Source organism: Pseudomonas sp. AC463, assembly GCF_979253585.1.
In genome coordinates, this window is the sequence record NZ_CEEDDZ010000007.1 from 137,102 (window position 1) to 156,078 (window position 18,977).

Below are 18,977 nucleotides of genomic sequence, written 5' to 3' on the forward strand. Positions count from 1 at the left end.
TGGAAAGTATTGAAATACCCGTTTATTGCACCACCCCACCAGATCAGAGTGAGATTGGATGTGAGCAAGAGAGCCTATAACTTCTGTGCCGGTCCCGCGGCGCTTCCTGAAGCAGTCCTGCAGCGCGCGCAGGGTGAACTCCTCGACTGGCATGGAAAAGGCCTCTCCGTGATGGAAATGAGCCATCGCAGCGATGAGTTCGTGTCCATCGCCACCAAGGCCGAGCAGGACCTGCGCGACTTGCTGGACATCCCCTCCAATTACAAAGTGTTGTTCCTGCAAGGCGGCGCAAGCCAGCAGTTCGCCCAGATCCCGCTGAATCTGCTGCCGGAAGACGGCACGGCCGACTATATCGACACCGGTATCTGGGGCCAGAAGGCGATTGAAGAAGCTTCGCGCTACGGTCACGTCAATGTCGCCGGCACCGCCAAGCCCTACGATTACTTCGCGATTCCCGGTCAGAACGAGTGGAAGCTGACGAAGGACGCGGCCTACGTGCACTACGTCGCCAACGAGACCATCGGCGGCCTGGAATTCGACTGGGTGCCGGAAGTGGGCGACGCGCCATTGGTGTGCGACATGTCTTCGGACATCCTCTCGCGCCCGATCGACGTGTCCAAATACGGCATGATCTACGCCGGTGCGCAGAAGAACATCGGCCCGAGCGGCATCCTGGTCAACATCATCCGTGAAGACCTGCTGGGTCGCGCCCGTTCGCTGTGCCCGACCATGCTTAACTACAAGGTCGCGGCCGACAACGGCTCGATGTACAACACCCCGCCGGCGTTCGCCTGGTACCTGTCGGGCCTCGTGTTCGAGTGGCTCAAAGAGCAGGGCGGCGTGGCCGCCATGGGCAAGCTCAACGAAGAGAAGAAGCGCACCCTGTACGACTTCATCGACGCCAGCGGCCTGTACAGCAACCCGATCAACCTCACCGACCGCTCGTGGATGAACGTGCCGTTCCGCCTGGCCGACGACCGCCTGGACAAGCCGTTCCTGGCCGGTGCCGACGCGCGTGGCCTGCTGAACCTCAAGGGTCACCGCTCGGTGGGTGGCATGCGCGCCTCCATCTACAACGCTGTCGACATCCACGCGATCAACGCGCTGGTTGCCTACATGGCAGAGTTCGAAAAGGAACACGGCTAATGTCTGAGCAAGAACTCAAGGCCCTGCGGGTACGCATTGACAGCCTGGACGAGAAAGTCCTGGAGCTGATCAGTGAGCGTGCGCGCTGCGCCCAGGAAGTCGCACGGGTGAAGATGGCGTCCCTGGCTGAGGGCGAAGTGCCGGTATTCTACCGGCCGGAGCGTGAAGCCCAGGTGCTCAAGCGCGTGATGGAGCGCAACAAGGGCCCGTTGGGCAACGAGGAGATGGCGCGGTTGTTCCGTGAAATCATGTCTTCGTGCCTGGCGCTGGAGCAGCCGCTGAAAGTGGCGTACCTCGGACCGGAAGGCACCTTCACCCAGGCGGCGGCCATGAAGCACTTCGGCCACGCGGTGATCAGCAAGCCGATGGCGGCGATCGACGAAGTGTTCCGCGAAGTGGCCGCCGGTGCGGTGAATTTTGGCGTGGTGCCGGTGGAAAACTCCACCGAAGGCGCGGTCAACCACACGCTGGACAGCTTCCTCGAGCACGACATGGTGATCTGCGGCGAAGTCGAGCTGCGCATCCACCACCACCTGCTGGTGGGCGAGAACACCAAGACCGACAGCATCAGCCGTATCTACTCCCACGCCCAGTCCCTGGCCCAGTGCCGCAAGTGGCTGGACGCGCATTACCCGAATGTCGAGCGCGTGGCGGTGTCCAGCAACGCCGAGGCGGCCAAGCGGGTCAAGGGTGAGTGGAACTCGGCGGCCATCGCCGGTGACATGGCCGCAGGCCTGTACGGGCTGACGCGCCTGGCCGAAAAAATCGAGGATCGCCCGGACAACTCCACGCGCTTCCTGATGATCGGCAGCCAGGAAGTGCCGCCGACCGGCGACGACAAGACTTCGATCATCGTTTCCATGAGCAACAAGCCCGGCGCGCTGCATGAGCTGCTGGTGCCGTTCCACGACAACGGGATTGACCTGACGCGCATCGAGACACGTCCTTCGCGCAGCGGTAAATGGACCTACGTGTTCTTTATCGACTTCGTCGGCCACCACCGCGACCCGCTGGTTAAAGGTGTGCTTGAGCAAATCAGTCAGGAAGCCGTGGCACTCAAGGTGCTGGGCTCTTACCCGAAAGCGGTTTTGTGAGGCTTTAACATGAGTGGCAACTTCCTCGCCCTGGCGCAGCCGGGCGTGCAACAACTGTCGCCTTACGTCCCGGGCAAGCCTGTGGACGAGCTGGCGCGTGAGTTGAATCTGGACCCTTCGAAGATCGTCAAGCTGGCGAGCAACGAAAACCCGCTGGGCCCGAGCCCTAAAGTGCTGGCGGCGATTCGTGAAGAGCTGGCCGAGCTGACCCGTTATCCGGACGGCAATGGCTTCGCGCTCAAGTCCCTGCTGGCGGAAAAATGCCGGGTCGAGCTGAACCAGGTGACCCTGGGCAACGGCTCCAACGACATTCTTGAGCTGGTCGGCCGTGCCTACCTGGCGCCTGGCTTGAACGCGGTGTTCAGTGAGCACGCGTTTGCGGTCTACCCGATCGTCACCCAGGCCGTCGGCGCTGACGCGCGCGTTATTCCGGCCAAGGACTGGGGCCATGACCTGCCGGCCATGCTGGCCGCCATCGACGCCCAGACCCGCGTGGTGTTCATCGCCAACCCGAACAACCCGACCGGCACCTGGTTCGACGAGCAGGCGCTGAATGAATTCCTGCAGGATGTGCCCGAGCACGTGCTGGTAGTGCTGGACGAGGCCTACATCGAGTACGCCGAAGGCAGCGACCTGCCCGACGGCCTGGACTTCCTGGCCGCCTACCCGAACCTGTTGGTGTCGCGCACCTTCTCCAAGGCGTATGGCCTGGCGTCGCTGCGCGTTGGTTATGGCTTGTCCACCGCCGTGGTGGCGGATGTGCTGAACCGCGTGCGCCAACCGTTCAACGTCAACAGCCTCGCCCTGGCGGCGGCCTGTGCGGCGGTGAAGGATGCCGAGTACCTGGAGCAGGGCCGTCGCATCAACGAAAGCGGCATGCTGCAATTGCAGGAAGGTTTTGCCGAGCTGGGCCTTGGCTGGATTCCCTCCAAGGGCAACTTCATCTGTGTCGACCTCGGCCAAGTGGCCGCGCCGGTGTTCCAGGGCCTGCTGCGCGAAGGCGTGATCGTGCGCCCGGTGGCCAACTACGGCATGCCGAACCACCTGCGTATCACCATTGGCCTGCCGGCGGAAAACGCCCGCTTCCTGGAGGCGTTGGCCAAGGTTCTGGCTCGTGGTTGATGTCACTGCATTGCAACCTGCTGTGCCTATGATCGGTCGCCTGGTGGTGGTCGGCCTGGGGTTGATCGGTGGCTCCTTCGCCAAAGGCCTGCGTGAAAGCGGGCTGTGCGGCGAGGTGGTGGGCGTGGACCTCGACCCGCAATCGCGCAAGCTGGCGGTGGAATTGGGCGTGGTGGATCGCTGTGAAGCAGACCTTGCGCTCGCGTGCCAGGGCGCTGACGTGATCCAGCTCGCCGTGCCGATCCTGGCCATGGAGAAATTGCTCGGGATATTAGCCGGCATGGACCTGGGCCAGGCGATCCTCACCGACGTCGGCAGCGCCAAGGGCAATGTGGTGCGCGCTGCGCAACTGGCCTTTGGCGGCATGCCGGCGCGCTTTGTGCCGGGCCATCCGATTGCCGGTTCCGAGCAGAGCGGGGTAGAGGCCTCCAATGCGCAACTGTTCCGCCGCCATAAAGTGATCCTCACGCCGCTTGAGCAAACCGACCCGGCAGCCTTGGCTGTGGTCGATCGCTTGTGGCGCGAGCTGGGCGCGGATGTGGAGCATATGCAGGTTGAGCGCCACGACGAAGTGCTGGCGGCGACCAGTCATTTGCCGCACTTGCTGGCGTTCGGCCTGGTGGACTCATTGGCCAAACGCAACGAAAACCTCGAGATTTTCCGTTACGCCGCCGGTGGCTTTCGTGATTTCACGCGGATTGCCGGCAGTGATCCGGTGATGTGGCACGACATCTTCCTCGCCAATCGCGAAGCGGTGTTGCGCACCCTGGACACCTTCCGCAGTGACCTCGACGCCTTGCGCGATGCGGTCGATGCCGGGGATGGCCATCAATTATTGGGCGTGTTCACCCGTGCGCGGGTGGCGCGAGAGCATTTCAGCAAGATCCTGGCGCGCCGGGCCTACATGGAAACCGCCGTGAACGCCGATGAGCTGACTTTCCTCGCCAACCCGGGCGGCCGCTTGAGCGGTCGTATCCGGGTGCCCGGTGACAAGTCGATCTCGCATCGTTCGATCATGCTCGGTTCGCTGGCTGACGGCGTGACGGAGGTCGAGGGTTTTCTTGAGGGTGAAGACGCCCTGGCGACCTTGCAGGCGTTTCGTGACATGGGCGTGGTGATTGAAGGGCCGCACCATGGGCGCGTGACCATTCACGGCGTGGGCTTGCATGGCTTGAAAGCGGCGCCGGGGCCGATCTACCTGGGTAACTCCGGCACGTCCATGCGCCTGCTGTCCGGGTTGCTGGCGGCGCAACGTTTCGACAGCGTGTTGACCGGCGATGCGTCGTTGTCCAAGCGCCCGATGAGCCGCGTGGCCAAGCCATTGCGGGAAATGGGCGCAGTGATCGAAACCGGGCCGGAAGGGCGTCCGCCGCTGACTATTCGTGGCGGGCAGGTTTTGAAAGGCGTGAACTATTCGATGCCGATGGCCAGCGCGCAGGTCAAATCCTGCCTGCTGCTGGCCGGGTTGTATGCGCAAGGGAAAACCGCCGTGACCGAGCCTGCGCCGACCCGCGACCATACCGAGCGCATGCTGCGTGGGTTTGGTTATCCGGTGGCGGTGGAGGGCGCGACGGCGTCGGTGGAGTCCGGCCATGCGCTGACTGCCACGCATATAGAAGTGCCGGGGGATATTTCCTCGTCGGCGTTTTTCCTGGTGGCGGCGTCGATTGCCGAGGGTTCCGAACTGTTGCTGGAGCATGTCGGCGTCAACCCGACCCGCACCGGGGTGATCGATATCCTGCGGCTGATGGGCGCGGATATCATCCTGGAAAACCCGCGCGAAGTCGGCGGTGAACCTGTCGCAGACCTGCGGGTGCGTGCTGCTGCGTTGAAGGGGATCGAGATCCCCGAAGTGCTGGTGCCGTTGGCGATTGACGAGTTTCCGGTGCTGTTTGTCGCGGCGGCCTGTGCGCAAGGGCGCACCGTGTTGCGTGGGGCGCAGGAGCTGCGTGTGAAGGAGTCCGACCGTATCCAGGTGATGGCCGACGGTCTGCAGGCGTTGGGTGTGAAGTGTGAACCGACCCCCGATGGGCTTATCATTGACGGTGGCCTGATCGGCGGTGGCGAAGTGCATGCCCAGGGTGATCATCGAATCGCCATGGCGTTCAGTGTGGCGTCCCTCCGGGCGCAAGCACCGATTCGTATCCGTGACTGTGCCAATGTTGCTACGTCTTTTCCGAATTTTCTTACACTGTGTGCCCAAGTCGGCATCCGTGTTGCCCAAGAGGCTCAATTGTGAATATCAAAGCACCGGTGATTACCATCGACGGGCCAAGCGGCTCGGGCAAAGGCACGATCGCCGGCATCCTGGCCAAGCGCCTGGGCTGGTGCCTGCTGGATTCCGGCGCGCTGTACCGACTGCTGGCCTTTGCTGCGCGTAACCATGGCGTGGACCTGACCAACGAAGAGTCCCTGAAGCTGCTGGCGGCGCACCTCGACGTGCAATTCGTCGGGGCGACGGAAGGTCATCCCCAGCGCATCATCCTTGAAGGTGATGACGTGACCGATGACCTGCGCAACGAACAAGTCGGCTCCTGGGCCTCCCAGGTTGCCGCGCTGCCGGCCGTGCGTGACGCTTTGCTGCAGCGCCAGCGGGCTTTTCAGGAGCCGCCGGGCCTGGTGGCCGACGGCCGCGACATGGGTACCGTGGTGTTTCCCGAGGCGCCGCTGAAGATTTTCCTGACGGCCAGCGCCGAGGAGCGGGCCCGCCGCCGTTACTTGCAGTTGAAGGGCAAAGTCGATGGTGTTAGTCTGTCGAGTCTGCTAGATGAGATCCGTGCACGCGATGAGCGTGATACCCAGCGCGCAGTAGCCCCGCTCAAACCGGCGGCTGATGCCATACAGCTGGATTCCACGGAGTTGTCCATCGAGCAGGTGCTGGAACGCATCTTGAGTGAAATCGCCATTCGCGATATCGCCGGGTGATCAAGAAGGCCGCAGGGGACCAGTCATAGTCCTGCGGTGGCTTCTTTTAACTGAAACTGACCCATACCGTCTGGGGTGTGGAGATGGGCGTATTCTTCGCCCTTATCAACAGGAATTAAAATGAGCGAAAGCTTTGCGGAACTCTTTGAAGAAAGCCTAAAAACCCTGAACCTTCAGGCAGGCTCCATCATCACCGGTGTTATCGTTGATATCGATTACCAAGCTCGCTGGGTAACCGTTCACGCTGGTCTGAAGTCTGAAGCTCTGATCCCGCTGGAACAGTTCTACAACGATGCTGGTGACCTGACTATCAATGTCGGTGACGAAGTTCACGTTGCTCTGGACTCGGTTGAAGACGGTTTCGGTGAAACCAAGCTGTCCCGTGAAAAAGCCAAGCGCGCTGAATGCTGGATTGTTCTCGAAGCAGCCTTCGCAGCTGAAGAAGTGGTCAAGGGCGTTATCAACGGTAAGGTTAAAGGCGGCTTCACTGTCGACGTTAACGGCATCCGTGCGTTCCTGCCAGGTTCTTTGGTCGACGTTCGTCCTGTGCGCGACACCACGCACCTGGAAGGCAAAGAACTCGAATTCAAGGTCATCAAACTCGACCAGAAACGCAACAACGTTGTCGTTTCCCGTCGCAGCGTCCTGGAAGCAGAGAACTCCGCCGAGCGTGAAGCTCTGCTGGAATCCCTGCAGGAAGGCCAACAAGTCAAAGGTATCGTCAAGAACCTCACCGATTACGGCGCATTCGTCGATCTGGGTGGCGTCGATGGCCTGCTGCACATTACCGACATGGCTTGGAAGCGTATCAAGCATCCTTCCGAAATCGTCAACGTTGGCGACGAGATCGATGTCAAGGTTCTGAAGTACGATCGTGAGCGTAACCGCGTTTCCCTGGGCTTGAAGCAGCTGGGCGAAGATCCATGGGTTGCTATCAAGGCTCGTTACCCAGAAAGCACTCGCGTAACCGCGCGTGTTACCAACCTGACCGACTACGGCTGCTTCGCAGAGCTGGAAGAAGGCGTGGAAGGCCTGGTACACGTTTCCGAAATGGACTGGACCAACAAAAACATCCACCCTTCGAAAGTCGTACAAGTCGGCGACGAAGTGGAAGTTATGGTTCTGGACATCGACGAAGAGCGTCGTCGTATCTCCCTGGGCATCAAGCAGTGCAAATCTAACCCATGGGAAGATTTCTCTGGCCAGTTCAACAAGGGCGATAAAATCTCCGGCACCATCAAGTCGATCACCGATTTCGGTATCTTCATTGGTCTGGACGGCGGCATCGACGGCCTGGTTCACCTGTCCGACATCTCCTGGAACGAAGTTGGCGAAGAAGCTGTTCGTCGTTTCAAGAAGGGCGACGAGCTGGACACCGTTATCCTGTCGGTTGACCCAGAGCGCGAGCGTATCTCCCTGGGTATCAAGCAACTGGAAAGCGATCCGTTCTCCGAGTACGTTCAAGAGAACGACAAAGGCGCCATCGTTAAAGGCACTGTGAAAGAAGTTGACGCCAAAGGCGCCATCATCGTTCTGGCCGACGATATCGAAGCGACTCTGAAAGCCTCCGAAATCAGCCGTGACCGCGTTGAAGACGCGCGCAACGTTCTGAAAGAAGGCCAGGAAGTAGAAGCCAAGATCATCAGCGTTGACCGCAAGAGCCGCGTAATCCAACTCTCCATCAAGTCGAAAGACGAAGTTGAAGAGAAAGAAGCAATCCAGAGCCTGAAATCGGCTCCGGAAGCTGCACAAGGCGAGACCACGATGGCCTCCCTGCTGCGCGAAGCAATGGCTAAGCAGAACTAAGTTCTGTAAGGCTGTAAAAAGGGCGACTTCGGTCGCCCTTTTTTGTGCCTGAAATTCGTCGAATCAGGCGCTGAGAACCAAGGCGCGCAGCTCGCTGTCAGAACTGACTATAGTGTTGATAAACGCTGTTTCAGCGTAGTTGCTTCAATAAGGATCTGAATGAACAGGCTTATCGTCTTATTCGCAGTGGTAATGCTTGCAGGCTGCTCCGTCACCAGCGCCAAGACCCACGCCAGGCGTGGCGTCAGCGGCATCGAGGTCGACTGCTCGGGCCTTGGCAACAAATGGGACAAGTGCGAACAGCGCGCCGCCCGAGAGTGCAAGATGCAAGGCTACAAGGTCATCACCCGTTCCAGCGACGCCAAGGACGAAGAGGGTGACTACCTGTTCGGCTGGAACCCTGCCGGCGCAGTCACCCGCACCATGCTGGTGATCTGTAATTGAGCGTGCAAAACACCTGCAGATATGTTGCAGCGTGGGCTGTTCAAATTCATCAAGTCATGCTAAAACCTTCGAAGCGCTTTTCCTAGCTGCTTGAAAAAGAAGGGAAAAATATGACGAAGTCGGAGTTGATCGAACGAATTGTCACCCATCAAGGGCTGCTCTCATCCAAGGATGTTGAGCTGGCCATCAAGACCATGCTCGAACAAATGTCCCAGTGCCTGGCGACAGGTGATCGGATTGAGATTCGTGGGTTTGGGAGTTTTTCGCTGCACTATCGCGCGCCGCGGGTAGGGCGGAATCCTAAGACTGGGCAGTCGGTGAGTCTGGATGGGAAGTTTGTGCCTCATTTCAAGCCGGGGAAGGAGTTGCGGGATCGGGTGAATGAGGATGAGGAAGGTGATATGTGACTGGGTTTCTGGGGAGGATTTATGCAGACTATTAGTCGTATCGCACTGGTTCTGATGGTGCTGATAGTGTCAGTGTTCGTCATAATTTTTGTGCTTGAAAACCAGCAAAACGTCACTCTTTCTTTTCTTGGTTGGGTGACAGCCCCGCTGCCAGTATCTTTGTTTTTTACCGGGGCGCTAATTTTTGGCATGGCTGTCGCGCCTATTACGATTTTGATTAGTAGAACGATCGGATTCCGGTCAAAAACAAATCGGTAGGGTGAGCTTTTCCTGCTAGTAAACGCCTACCCGAAAGCCTCTCCCTGAGTGATTGCTTTACGTCCAGCGTACGGCGCATATCAACCATCAGTTTTAGCGGGCGACGGTATCCTTAATGAGCTCATTGCAGGCTCAGCTCCTAAAGCCTAAATGGAATAATCGTTGGATGATGAGTGTGATCAACCCCGCGCCCATTCCCACCACTGTCAGCGTGATTGTGTTGAATGCTGCGTTCTCGAGCTCCTGATCGCTTCTAGGCCCTGCCTCATTGGAAAGTTCAAGCTCACTGAGATAGTATTAATTTCTTGGACGCTCGTTAGGCTTGGGTGATCAGTTGGACCTAGGTGACTGACGTATTTCTATCGTATAAATAGACTGGCGATCCTGAAATTACGCTATCGTTTCGATTTTCTGAAACAGAAAAGGCCCATGGCAATGACATACAATACAGATATTATGCTGATTTATATAAGTCGTAGTTTTTCTGCAATTTAACTTGTTAATTAATTAAATTCGACGCTTATTATCCGGTTTGGATGTGTTATGGATAGTGATAGATATATAGTTTCAATAGTAGTGGCCACCCATAATCGATCAGGATACGCAATTGCTTGCGTACAGAGCCTGCTCGATATAAGTTCCGAAGAAATTCAAGTCGTTGTGCACGATACTAGTAATGATGATTGTCAATTGGCGGCTTGGATTAAGCAAAATCCTCATCCAAGATTGCTTTATGTACATTGGCAAGAGCGACTGTCAATGACCGAAAATCATGAAAGAGCAATTCGTCTCGCCGAAGGGGAGTACGTATGTTTAATCGGGGATGATGATACAGTTTCTAGCTATATTGTTGAAGTGTCGCGGTTTGCCAAAGAAAATAATATTGAAATGCTGACACCCATTGCAAGAGCAGCATATTACTGGCCTGATTTTAGAACAAAAAATTATGGTGCCGCGCACGCAGGGAAAATATATATATCTGAATTCGGTTGCGGTCTGTCAGAATTTGACCTGAATGAACGGTTAAATTTGGCACTACGCGGGGCTTGTCAGGGAACTGATGGTATGCCCAAGCTTTACCATGGATTAGTACGGCGCCAACTGTTAAATCAGATAGTACGTAATGATGGTCTATTGCTTCACGGTGCTAGCCCTGACATGTCCGCGTCAGTAGGTTTGAGTCTTCTAGGTGGGAAATATCACTTGCTAGACTTTCCTTTCACCATGCCAGGCGGTGGTGGTAACAGCAACAGCGGTCGAAGTGCTACTGGTAAACATAAAGGTAATCTGAAGGACGATCCGCATCTGACACCCTTTAAGAATTTGAACTGGCCAGAAAGTATTCCAAATTTCTTCAGCGTGGAAACGGTGTGGGGACATGCAGCTTGGGAAACCCTCGTATGGCATAGATCTATTACGGGATTTAATTTTGCTAGACTCTATGCGCTATGTCTTTTTCATCATCCTGATTACTTTCAAGAGACAATAAGGGCGTGGCGCAGCGCTAAGAAGAATACAGTTGGAAATGTAGCTGCGCTAAATGTACTTAAAGAGCTTGTGATCGTTGCTACGCGGTTTGCGGCGGCTAAATTCAAAAGGATATTGCACCCAGGACCAAGTAACGGTGCATACATCATAGGTACTGCTAGTGATGTGTTTTTGGCACGAAAGAAGCTTGATGATTATCTGGGGCAGCACCTAACTAAGCAACCTATATCATCATGGGTAGTGACGGAATAGAATCAATAAAATGCGAATGATACCATTGTGTTGAATAAAAGTAGTATTAGATTTTTGTTGTTAGCTAACCTAGCTGGTCGGCTCGTATACGCATTGGCGAGTATTGTATCACCTTGGATCACTAAACTGCGTGAGGCCGAGGCGGTTGGTTTAGTTGGGTTTTTTAATACCACTCTGAGGGTGGCGGTGGTCTTCGAAGGAGGGATAACTCGTAGTTTAGTTAAAAAACGTGCCTGTAGCAAGGCCAAGGAGTCGTTGACTTCTGTACGCTATAAGACCTTCTCGGGTTCTATGGCGTTGAACTATTTTATGTTCTTTGTACTGTTGGAAGCAATAATTGAATCTGTATTGAGCGCCAGTTCGAAAATGCTGGTGAACTGTTGGTTGCGCATCGGCTCAATCCCCGAAAGTGAAGTTGTCGAGTCTTTAATATGTGTTGATCATTTTAATTTGTCGGCCGGCGGTTTGGTTGCATGAAGATAATCAATCATGAGCTTCTGTTGAGTATTGCATTCTTTATAATGGCAGTAGAGATGGTTTTTATTTAGTGAAATTGTCTGTTAGTGCAATTGTGAATTGCTAGGCGTTGGTTGGTTTTGGAGTTAATCGGCGTTGTCGTGGTGTTTGTTGGTGAGGTATTTGTTTTGAAAGTTTTTTTGGTTTTCAAATAGTTAATGCATTTGTGTAATTCACAATAATGTGGGCGGATATATGAAAGTTTTAGTGTTGGGTATTACAGGTATGTTAGGGAGCTCCGTATTCAACGTGCTCAACCGAGATGAGCGCTACTTTGTGATGGGCACCTTGCGAAATGCAGGCGGCCTGAAATATTTTGACGATTTGCAGCATCCGAATATTATTACCAGTGTAGATGTATTGGATGCAGAGCAACTACTGAACCTGTTCATAAAGGTTAAGCCGGATGTAGTGATTAACTGTGTAGGATTGATCAAGCAATTCTCTTCCTCAAAAGATCCGCTTGTAACCATCCCGCTCAACTCATTGCTACCTCATCGGTTGTTAAAACTTTGTCAGCTGTCCGGCTGCCGCTTGGTTCAGATAAGTACAGATTGTGTTTTTTCTGGGCGCAAAGGAAATTATATTGAATCGGATTTATCTGACGCAGAAGATCTTTACGGGAAATCTAAATTCATCGGTGAAGTTGTTGACTCACCCAATGCAATCACATTAAGAACGTCTATTATAGGTCATGAGTTAAACTCAAAAAACTCCCTTGTCGACTGGTTTTTATCTCAAAAGAGCACAGCGAAGGGTTATTCTAAAGCTATATTTTCGGGTTTGCCTACTGTCGAGTTAGCGAGCGTAATAAAGGATTACGTGTTGCCAAAGACCGACGTGTACGGATTATATCATGTGTCTGCGACGCCCATTGACAAGTATTCGCTGCTGCAGTTGATAGCTAAGCAATATCAGAAAGAGATTTCGTTGGTTCTAGATGACTCAGTAATCATTGACCGCTCTCTAGACTCGAGTAAATTTCGATCTATAATGGGCTATGAGCCTCCCTCATGGGACCTGTTGGTCGCTAAAATGAGGGCATCGTTGTGAAAAAAGAATTTAAGTTGGGTGAAAAAAATGTTTGATAATAAAGTTTTGATGATCACAGGCGGAACTGGCTCATTCGGTAATACTGTCCTTAAGCGATTTTTGGATACGAATGTAAAGGAAATTAGAGTATTCAGTCGCGATGAAAAAAAGCAAGAAGACATGCGTATTGCACTTTCAAACGACAAAGTGAAATTTCATCTAGGTGATGTTCGTGACTGCTCAAGCCTAAAGCAGGCGATGGTGGGTGTTGATTATGTATTCCATGCGGCAGCACTAAAGCAAGTACCGTCGTGTGAGTTTTTTCCTATGGAGGCAGTTAAAACTAATGTGCTGGGTACAGAAAATGTTTTAAATGCTGCTATTGATAATAACGTCAAACGGGTTGTACTGCTTAGTACAGATAAAGCCGTTTACCCAATTAACGCTATGGGGATATCTAAGGCGTTGGGTGAGAAGATATTAATCGCTAAGTCTAGATCTGTTCGAGAGGGTGGGCCAGTTTTCTGCGCGACTCGCTATGGCAATGTGATGGCCTCGAGAGGTTCAGTTATACCTCTTTTTGTTGAAAAAATTAAAGCAGGTGTTCCGCTCACGGTCACTGATCCTAACATGACCCGTTTTTTGATGAGTTTAGAGGATTCTGTGGACCTAGTACTCCACGCATTTGAACACGGTGAGCAAGGTGATATATTCGTTCAAAAAGCGCCGGCGAGTACTATTGGCGATCTAACAGTTGCCTTGCAAGATCTATTTTGTAGCGATGTTCCTGTCAAAATTATTGGTACTCGCCATGGGGAGAAGTTATACGAAACTTTGGTTTCACGGGAGGAGATGGCTAAAGCAAAAGAGATGGACCAATATTACCGAATTCCTGCGGATAATAGAGATCTCAATTACGACAAATTTATTGTCGAAGGGCACCCCGAAGCAAATATAATTGACGATTACACTTCTCACAATACTGAACTGCTAGATGTGGAAGGTATAAAAAAATTACTTTTGACCTTAAGGTATATCAAAGATCAATTAAGTTGATTTATTATATATTGTAAGTGCGACGGTTGATTTTTGTTTGCGCTACAGCTATTTAAATTATATGTAGCTCCTAATTCGGTTGGAAATTGATATGGTACGGCAATGATGGATAGTAAAGCACTGATAAAGTTATCAGGCTTCGCGGATGTTAGTGTAGTGATCCCGTGTTATTGCTGCAAGAATACAATAAAACGTTCGATCGAGTCCGTGTACAATCAAACTTTACGCCCTGCTGAAATTATCTTGGTTGAAGATGCGAGCAATGATGGTACATTGGAATATTTGAATTTTCTAGCAAAAGAATATTCAGAGGGCTGGATTAAGGTTGTTTCCCTGAGCGTAAATTCAGGGCCAGGTACAGCCAGGAATGAAGGTTGGAATGCTTCAAATCAACGGTATGTCGCGTTTCTAGATTCCGATGATAGTTGGCATCCTCAGAAAATTGAAATTCAATTTTTTTGGATGGAGCAAAATCCCGATGTCGCTCTTACAGGGCAAATGGGCGCGGTGATCAGTGAAGCTTTAGACGCCGTGAAGAAAAGTTACAACATGAGTGAAGTTGTATTTTCTGAAATTTCAAAATTTCGATTGTTACTCTCTAATAGATTTTCTACCCCTTCCGTTTTAATAAGGCGTGATGTGCAGTACAGATTTACTACGGGTAAACGATTCTGTGAAGATTATGAACTTTGGTGTAAGGTAGTGTGCGCAGGACATGTTTGTTGTTCAGTAAATGTGCCTTTAACGTTTTGTTATAAACCGCTGTATGGGCATGCTGGATTAAGCGGTGAACTCTGGAATATGGAGAGTGGGGAACTTAGGGTCTACGATGTTTTGCATAAAAATGGGAGCGTAAATATGGTTGTTGCATTGTTTTTGAAGGCCTGGTCTTTAATGCGCTATGGCCGTAGAACGATACGGATTAAGTTTGCTAAAGTATCGTCATGATTTACTTGGTCGGTTGGTTCCTTCTCGCTATTGCGCTCGTTATGACTTCACTGTCAGGGTGTAGGACGTCCTTTTTCATATATTGCTCATTGTTTTTTATCCTTATAATGTCGTTTTTTCGTGGCCTCGTTGGAACGGATACTTATGCGTATGAAATAATAATGGAGAGACTATCGGATGGCTTCTCCTTGGCGGGAATGGAGCCGGGATTTGTTTTTGTTAGTTGGCTGCTTTTACAAGTTACTAATAGTGCACCACTCACGGTCCGATTAATTGGGTGTTTAGTTTTTTGTGCATTATTTTTTTATTTACATCGATCAGATAAAAATGAAAAATTCTTGTTGGCTTCGTATATTTTGCCAGCATTCATATATCAATATTCGATGAATGGCTTGAGGGTTGGCTTTGCGTCTATGTTGCTCTTATTGGCTACCCAGCAATTTAGGCGGATTAAAACCATTTCTGGATATACTCTGGCGGCGACATCTCTAACGTTTCATTATTCTGCTTTGGTCTCGTTGATTCTGATCTGGGCGTCTAAGGTCAATTGGGTCAAAGCTTCTAATATTCTCATAGTTCCAATTGCAATGCTCTTAGTATTAGTTTTTTTTTATGCTAATGAAGACTATTTTTTTCATAAGTTTGTCTCTTATCAGGACTTTGACTCTCCTAACTCCTTCTCTGGAGTAGGAAAGATGCTGGCGTTGCTGGTCATTTTTTTTGGCGTTCTCGTATCAAATTTGCCTACTGCAGATAAAGCTAAGCTATTATTTTTGGGCGTAGGGTCTATGTTAGTATTTTGGTTAATATCAATGTTTTCCTATGCAGGTCTTCGATTCTTAGATCTTTTATCATTTTCATTTCCTTTGTGCGTATTAACCGCGTTCAGCAATCGAGGGTTAGAACTAGGAAAGTTAGCAAAGCTATCATTTTTCATTGCTGGTTTAATTGCAGCAGGGATGAGTTATAGAAATTTCTTGTATGAGGAGGGTATAGGGCCATCCCCATTTTTACCTTATTACTTAAATGGCTGGTAATTTAAAAAATTGTTATTTTTTATTTTTTGGAAAACAAAGACTAATCTGTAGCGCGATGGAGCAGATATGAAGATTTTGGTACTAGGTGCGAACGGTTTCATAGGGAAAGCTTTAGTCGAAAAGTTGGTTTATCATCGTGTCCAAGTTCGTGCTTTAACGCGCTCAAATTTAAAAGGTTCTAAAGAGTCAGTAGAAATTATAATTGGTGATTTAACCAGTAAGGACTTTGATTTTAAGGCGTTGTTATACGGCTGTAATATTGTTGTTAATTGCGCTGGAGAAACTAGAGATGATTCTCTTATGCATGCGTTGCATGTACAGGCCACGGAAAATTTGCTTAAGGCAGCTGCATGTTTTTGCCGTACAGGGAAGGAAATTCACTGGGTTCAATTAAGTAGCGTCGGCGCTTATGGGAGCTCAAAACAATCTAGAGTTGTGACTGAAGAAACTCCAACAAATCCTTCGGGTACTTATGAAGTCACCAAAACTATAGCAGACGCTATTATTATGGCTTGTGATGAAATCTCGGGATTTTCTTACACGATTTTGAGGCCTTCTAACGTGTTTGGCCGTGATATGACGAATGAGTCATTGCGTCAACTCGGTCGTATAGTAAAAAAGAGAGTTTTCTTTTTTGTAGGTTTTTCTCCTTCGATCGCTACATACATACATGTTAATGATGTTGTTTCAGCACTTTATCTGTGCGCGTCAGATTCCCGCGCAAAAGGGCATATCTTCAATGTATCTAATGATTGTACGTTGAAAGAGTTGATTGCAGGCATAGCAGAAGCACTTGGGGTGCCGGCTCCTAGGTTGACGCTACCCGAGCGCCCGGTCAGGATCGGGCTCGCAGTTGTAGCGAGGTTATTTAAATTGCCGGTTACACAGAAGCGCATAGATGCGTTGGTTCGACGTACAAGGTATCCTACGAATAAGATTCAAAGTGTGTTGGGGTTTTCTCCCAAGAACGTCGTTTCTGCAGCAATCCGAGAAATATTTTAGTAAGGGTAAAATATTAAATACTAAGGTGTATTAATACAATCGCTATCGTTTTTGTTGTGGTATTTAATTTATATGTTTAGGGGCTGAAATGCATAAAAAACTTAATATTGCTCGAGTGTCCACAGTTCCCTTTTTTATGCTTACTCAACTTAAATCACAAATTGATTTTTTCGCATCTCGCGGTATGACGGTTACAGTCATCACCAGCGCAGAAGATTTTCCTGGGCAAATGAACAAGATAGAAAGGGCTAACTATATTTCCGTCAATATATCGCGGAATATTAGTTTGGGTAGCGATATTGTCAGCCTTATTAGGCTGTTCCGTGTATTTAGATCGCGGAAATTTGATGTTGTGCACTCTACCACTCCCAAGGCTGGCCTTCTTTGTGCCATAGCGTCTTATGCTGCAGGTGTGCCTATAAGACTTCATACATTCACTGGGCAGCCCTGGGCAACAATGTCCGGTGTGAAAAAAAATATTTTAAAGATTTGTGATAGGGTTATTGGTACCCTTAACACACATTGTTATGCCGACAGTCCAACTCAAAAAAACTTTCTTCTCGAAAATAGTATCATAAAAAAAGAAAGTATTTCGGTGCTAGGGCAGGGGTCATTGGCTGGAGTAGATCTCACTAGATTCAACAAGGCTAGATATCCTAGTGAATTTGTTTCTGAGTTGAGGAGTACTTTAGGGATACCACTGAACGGAAAGGTGATTCTTTTTGTCGGGCGAATCACGCCGGAAAAGGGTATTCAGGAGCTAATGGACGCTTTCATAAAAGTTGCTGCTGCGGACGACCTCATTCATCTACTGCTGGTTGGTCCAGTTGAAGAGAAAGGTTGTGGGGTTATTGATGCTTTCGCCAACGACCGTGCTTGGGCGAGAGTTCATCAAGTCGGGTTTACTAATGAACCGGAAAAGTTCATGGCGTTAGCTGACGTCTTGTGTTTGCCTAGCTATCGAGAAGGGTTTGGCACGGTTGTAATTGAAGCTGCTGCTATGGGAATTCCTACGGTCGGCACGTCAATTTATGGCCTATCGGACGCTGTGGTTGATGGGGTTACCGGCTTGCTAGTGCCTCCTCGGGATGCAAATGCTTTAGGTCGAGCGCTAGTTATACTACTGGATGATATTGCCTTGCTGCAGGAGATGGGAAAAAGGGCGAACGTAAGAGCTGTTGAGGAGTTCGACTCTGCGAGGATATCTAACTTGATGTTAAATGAATACGAGAGGTTTTATCGTTGATTGCACGGAGTTCTGACGTACATGTAGTGGTCTAAAACGGTTCTGCGGGGAGGGATAAACGTGACACTGACTTTCTATATTTTGGGGGCGAAGGCTGAAAATGGACTATTGGATTTATCTTTTGAATTTTCTAGTTGCTTTTTTATTAACTGCATTTTTTCGTAGTTATGCGCTCAAGAAGAATATTTTAGATGTTCCGAATGAACGTAGTTCCCATTATGTGCCAACCCCGCGAGGAGGTGGCGTAGCGATAGTCATCACATTTATAATTTTGCTCATCTATACTTACCTTGTTCGTATAATTCCTTTTACTCATTTTATCAGTTTTTCGCTAGTTGGCTTGTTCGTCGCAACCATTGGCTTTATGGACGATAAAAACAACTTACCCGCTCGCTGGAGATTGTTGGGGCATTTTCTGGCAGCAATCTGGGGGCTTTTCTGGGTTGGCGGGCTACCAAATTTTGAGCTTTTCGGAGTTGAAGTTAAACTGGGCGCTGTTGGGAATTTATTAGCAGTTCTTTATTTAGTTTGGATGTTGAATCTTTATAATTTTATGGATGGAATTGATGGGCTCGCGAGTTTGGAGGCTATCTGTGTATGTCTTGGTATGTGCATTGTATATCTACTAGTTGGAGTACATGATCTAATAGTGTTACCTTTATCTTTGGCAATGGCTGTAATAGGGTTTTTATTTTGGAATTTCCCTCCTGCGAAGATATTTATGGGTGACGCTGGCAGTAGTTTTCTTGGGATTTTACTTGCTTTGCTGTCGCTGCAGGCGGCCTGGCATTCTCCCAAGTTTTTGTGGTGTTGGCTCATTTTGTTAGGCGTGTTTATCGTAGATGCGACAGTTACCTTATGTCGTCGGTTTTTCCGGGGAGCGAAGGTGCATGAAGCACACAGAAGTCATGCCTATCAGTTTGCGTCCAGGCGTATGGGCAAGCACTTGCCTGTAAGTTTAGGAGTATGTGTTATAAACATTTTCTGGCTGCTGCCAGTATCGCTATCTGTTGCGCTATCTCTGATGGATGGTGCTATGGCATTAGTAATAGCCTATATACCTTTGATTTTTCTAGCGTTCTATTTTAATGCTGGGAAGAGTGAGATACGCTAGTCTTGTTTGTGATGTCCCCATCATGTAAATTTAGCACATGATTTGTATTATTTTATTGCTCGGACACTGGAGCGGCTGAGGAAG

General features: G+C 50.4%; 17 protein-coding genes. All 17 read left to right on the forward strand.

Features of this window, described 5'->3' with window-relative positions; translation table 11 throughout:
* The first annotated feature begins 60 nt into the window (after window positions 1-60).
* The 17 genes from serC to AC0IYH_RS11020 all read left to right on the forward strand — a co-directional run bounded on the left by serC (window position 61) and on the right by AC0IYH_RS11020 (window position 18,893).
* Complete coding sequence (serC, locus tag AC0IYH_RS10940) at window positions 61-1,146, forward strand: 3-phosphoserine/phosphohydroxythreonine transaminase (protein ID WP_471834286.1); 1,086 nt, start codon at window positions 61-63, stop codon at window positions 1,144-1,146.
* Window positions 1,146-2,240: a prephenate dehydratase gene (pheA, locus tag AC0IYH_RS10945; protein WP_116629547.1), complete on the forward strand. Its 1,095-nt coding sequence runs from the start codon at window positions 1,146-1,148 to the stop codon at window positions 2,238-2,240. Before serC ends, pheA begins: the two co-directional genes overlap by 1 nt.
* A gap of 9 nt (window positions 2,241-2,249) precedes the next feature.
* Window positions 2,250-3,362, forward strand: coding sequence for a histidinol-phosphate transaminase (gene hisC, locus AC0IYH_RS10950; RefSeq protein WP_116629548.1), 1,113 nt, complete (start codon window positions 2,250-2,252; stop codon window positions 3,360-3,362).
* Window positions 3,363-3,390: 28 nt separating this feature from the next.
* Window positions 3,391-5,601: a bifunctional prephenate dehydrogenase/3-phosphoshikimate 1-carboxyvinyltransferase gene (locus AC0IYH_RS10955; protein ID WP_471834424.1), complete on the forward strand. Its 2,211-nt coding sequence runs from the start codon at window positions 3,391-3,393 to the stop codon at window positions 5,599-5,601.
* Window positions 5,598-6,287: a (d)CMP kinase gene (gene cmk / locus AC0IYH_RS10960; RefSeq protein WP_003172653.1), complete on the forward strand. Its 690-nt coding sequence runs from the start codon at window positions 5,598-5,600 to the stop codon at window positions 6,285-6,287. The genes AC0IYH_RS10955 and cmk overlap by 4 nt, the downstream gene beginning before the upstream one ends.
* A 120-nt stretch (window positions 6,288-6,407) precedes the next feature.
* Window positions 6,408-8,093: a 30S ribosomal protein S1 gene (gene rpsA / locus AC0IYH_RS10965; protein WP_016975322.1), complete on the forward strand. Its 1,686-nt coding sequence runs from the start codon at window positions 6,408-6,410 to the stop codon at window positions 8,091-8,093.
* A 159-nt stretch (window positions 8,094-8,252) separates the two neighbouring features.
* The gene (locus AC0IYH_RS10970) at window positions 8,253-8,537 is read left to right on the forward strand and encodes a hypothetical protein (protein WP_122773019.1); all 285 of its coding nucleotides are present in this window, start codon (window positions 8,253-8,255) and stop codon (window positions 8,535-8,537) included.
* Window positions 8,538-8,647: 110 nt separating this feature from the next.
* Window positions 8,648-8,944, forward strand: a complete 297-nt coding sequence (ihfB, locus tag AC0IYH_RS10975; protein WP_141605831.1) for an integration host factor subunit beta — start codon at window positions 8,648-8,650, stop codon at window positions 8,942-8,944.
* Between the two features lie 801 nt (window positions 8,945-9,745).
* A complete protein-coding gene (locus AC0IYH_RS10980) occupies window positions 9,746-10,942 on the forward strand; it encodes a glycosyltransferase family 2 protein (RefSeq protein WP_471834288.1) in 1,197 nt (398 codons plus the stop codon).
* Window positions 10,943-10,969: 27 nt separating this feature from the next.
* The gene (locus AC0IYH_RS10985; RefSeq protein WP_471834289.1) at window positions 10,970-11,419 is read left to right on the forward strand and encodes a hypothetical protein; all 450 of its coding nucleotides are present in this window, start codon (window positions 10,970-10,972) and stop codon (window positions 11,417-11,419) included.
* Window positions 11,420-11,653: 234 nt separating this feature from the next.
* Window positions 11,654-12,511, forward strand: coding sequence for a dTDP-4-dehydrorhamnose reductase family protein (locus AC0IYH_RS10990; RefSeq protein ID WP_471834291.1), 858 nt, complete (start codon window positions 11,654-11,656; stop codon window positions 12,509-12,511).
* Window positions 12,512-12,538: 27 nt separating this feature from the next.
* Window positions 12,539-13,546, forward strand: coding sequence for a polysaccharide biosynthesis protein (locus tag AC0IYH_RS10995; protein ID WP_471834292.1), 1,008 nt, complete (start codon window positions 12,539-12,541; stop codon window positions 13,544-13,546).
* A 105-nt stretch (window positions 13,547-13,651) separates the two neighbouring features.
* Window positions 13,652-14,494 carry a glycosyltransferase family 2 protein gene (locus AC0IYH_RS11000; RefSeq protein ID WP_471834293.1) on the forward strand — a complete coding sequence of 281 codons (843 nt, stop codon included), beginning with the start codon at window positions 13,652-13,654 and terminating at the stop codon, window positions 14,492-14,494.
* A 41-nt stretch (window positions 14,495-14,535) separates the two neighbouring features.
* A complete protein-coding gene (locus AC0IYH_RS11005; RefSeq protein ID WP_471834426.1) occupies window positions 14,536-15,531 on the forward strand; it encodes an EpsG family protein in 996 nt (331 codons plus the stop codon).
* A gap of 66 nt (window positions 15,532-15,597) precedes the next feature.
* Entirely contained in the window at window positions 15,598-16,533 is a 936-nt protein-coding gene (locus tag AC0IYH_RS11010; protein ID WP_471834295.1) for an NAD-dependent epimerase/dehydratase family protein, read from the forward strand.
* Between the two features lie 88 nt (window positions 16,534-16,621).
* Window positions 16,622-17,779 carry a glycosyltransferase family 4 protein gene (locus AC0IYH_RS11015; protein WP_471834297.1) on the forward strand — a complete coding sequence of 386 codons (1,158 nt, stop codon included), beginning with the start codon at window positions 16,622-16,624 and terminating at the stop codon, window positions 17,777-17,779.
* Between the two features lie 100 nt (window positions 17,780-17,879).
* A complete protein-coding gene (locus tag AC0IYH_RS11020) occupies window positions 17,880-18,893 on the forward strand; it encodes an MraY family glycosyltransferase (protein ID WP_471834298.1) in 1,014 nt (337 codons plus the stop codon).
* The last annotated feature ends 84 nt before the right edge of the window (window positions 18,894-18,977 follow it).